The organism is Sulfuricaulis sp., assembly GCF_049587675.1.
GTDB lineage: Bacteria > Pseudomonadota > Gammaproteobacteria > Acidiferrobacterales > Sulfurifustaceae > Sulfuricaulis.
This window is the reverse complement of record NZ_JBAVEJ010000007.1, coordinates 1-2,101: the sequence shown is the minus strand read 5'-3', so window position 1 is coordinate 2,101 and position 2,101 is coordinate 1. Positions and strand designations below refer to the sequence as shown.

Here is a 2,101-nt window from a genome sequence, read left to right as displayed (position 1 = left end):
TTCAGGCTTCTTCCTCCGCCGTGGCTTCCACTGCTTCGTCGTCACCGGCCGCGGCGCGTACCGCCGCCACGGCCTTCTCGCGGATGCGCTTCTCGATCTCGGCGGCGATATCTGGATTGTCCTTCAGGAACTGGCGGGCGTTGTCCTTGCCCTGGCCGATGCGTTCCTTGTTGAAGCTGTACCAGGCGCCTGTCTTGTCGACGACGCCGTTCTCGGACCCGATATCGACGAGCTCGCCTTCCTTCGAGATGCCTTCATTATAAATGATGTCGAACTCGCACTGCCGGAATGGGGGCGCGACCTTATTCTTGACCACCTTCACGCGCGTCTGGCTGCCGATCACTTCCTCGCCCTTCTTGATCGCGCCGATGCGGCGGATGTCGAGGCGCACCGAAGCATAGAACTTGAGCGCATTGCCGCCGGTCGTGGTTTCGGGATTGCCGAACATCACGCCGATTTTCATGCGGATCTGGTTGATGAAGACCACCAGGGTATTGGAGCGCTTGATGTTGGCGGTCAGCTTGCGCAGCGCCTGGCTCATCAATCGCGCCTGCAGGCCCATGTGCGAGTCGCCCATTTCGCCCTCGATCTCGGCCTTGGGCGTGAGCGCCGCCACCGAGTCGATCACCACGATATCCACGCCGCCCGAACGCACCAGCATGTCGGCGATCTCGAGCGCCTGCTCACCGGAATCCGGCTGCGACACGAGTAAATCGTCGATATTCACGCCGAGCTTCTTTGCGTACAGCGGGTCGAGCGCGTGTTCCGCGTCGATGAAGGCCGCCGCGCCGCCCAGCTTCTGGACTTGGGCGATTACGGAAAGAGCCAGCGTCGTTTTTCCCGAGGATTCCGGTCCGTATATCTCCGCGACCCGGCCACGCGGCAGGCCGCCGATGCCGAGGGCGATATCGAGGCCCAGCGACCCGGTGGAAACCGCCTCGACCTGCTGTACAACGCCGGCATCGCCCAGACGCATGACCGAGCCCTTGCCGAACTGCTTTTCGATCTGTCCCAGGGCCATGTTCAATGCCTTGGTTTTGTTCGTATCCATGCCTGTTCTCCTGCGGTAAACCGCCTAAACGGTTGTTCGGTGCGCTTAGAAAAGCTGAGTTACAAACGATTATTCCACAAGTCTCTGGAGTGGCCTAGCCCTAACAGAACAGGCTGGCAGCGGCCGATAAATTGGCTTGGCTTGGAAGAAAGCGTTGATTGTTCGGTCGACAGAAAGGTCAACTAAGAAAATCGAGGAGGCCCTGAAGTGCAGTAACCACCGCCTGCCTCCGCACGGCCTCACGGTCACCAGTAAAAACATGCTTGCGACTATGGGTATCGCGTTTCTTCGCGGCCCAGGCGAAGCAGACGGTACCGACCGGCTTCTCCGGCGTGCCGCCGCTCGGACCGGCAATACCGGTAATCGCGAGCGCAACCTGCGCGTGCGAATGGGTGAGCGCGCCTTCGGCCATGGCGCGCGCGGTCTGATCGCTCACGGCACCGTAACGCGACAGGATCGTGGTGCTGACCCCCAGCATCTCGCGCTTGGCAAGATTGGTGTAGGCGACGAATCCGCGCTCGAACCACTCGGAACTGCCGGCCACCGAGGTGATCACCTGCGCCACCCAGCCGCCGGTACAGGATTCCGCCGTGGCCAGCATCAACCCCTGCCTTTTAAGCGCATGCACCACCTCGCGTATTAATAAGGTATCAATTTCCATATGAACGCCTGATGACTGGTCGGCCATTGCCAGTACTTATAATAAACTCCATAGCATTTTCACGCCGAGAATAGCCACAAAGGCGGCGAATATGCGCCGCAGGGTGGCATCGGAAAGCCGATGCGCGAGGCGCGCGCCGAACGGCGCCGCCGCCATGCTCGCCACCACGATGCCGGCGAACGCCGGCAACACCACATAGCCGACACTCCAGGGCGGCAATCCCTCCACGTTCCATCCGGCCACGACAAAGCCGATGGCGGCGCTGAGCGCGATGGGAAATCCGATCGCCGCCGAGGTCGCGATCGCCTGGCGCGCCGGCACACCGTACCAAGTCATGAACGGCACCGACATCGAACCGCCGCCGATGCCGAAGAATGCCGACATCAGGC

At 61.4% G+C, this 2,101-nt stretch carries 3 protein-coding genes; all 3 read right to left on the bottom strand.

Features of this window, described 5'->3' with window-relative positions; translation table 11 throughout:
• Nucleotide 1: 1 nt before the first annotated feature.
• The gene (recA, locus tag WB402_RS00145; protein ID WP_424204591.1) at nucleotides 2–1,051 is read right to left on the bottom strand and encodes a recombinase RecA; all 1,050 of its coding nucleotides are present in this window, start codon (nucleotides 1,049–1,051) and stop codon (nucleotides 2–4) included.
• Nucleotides 1,052–1,229: 178 nt separating this feature from the next.
• A complete protein-coding gene (locus tag WB402_RS00140) occupies nucleotides 1,230–1,712 on the bottom strand; it encodes a CinA family protein (protein WP_424204589.1) in 483 nt (160 codons plus the stop codon).
• 36 nt (nucleotides 1,713–1,748) lie between these two features.
• Nucleotides 1,749–2,101 (bottom strand): sulfite exporter TauE/SafE family protein (locus WB402_RS00135; RefSeq protein ID WP_424204587.1); only part of this gene is annotated, 353 nt, incomplete at its 5' end.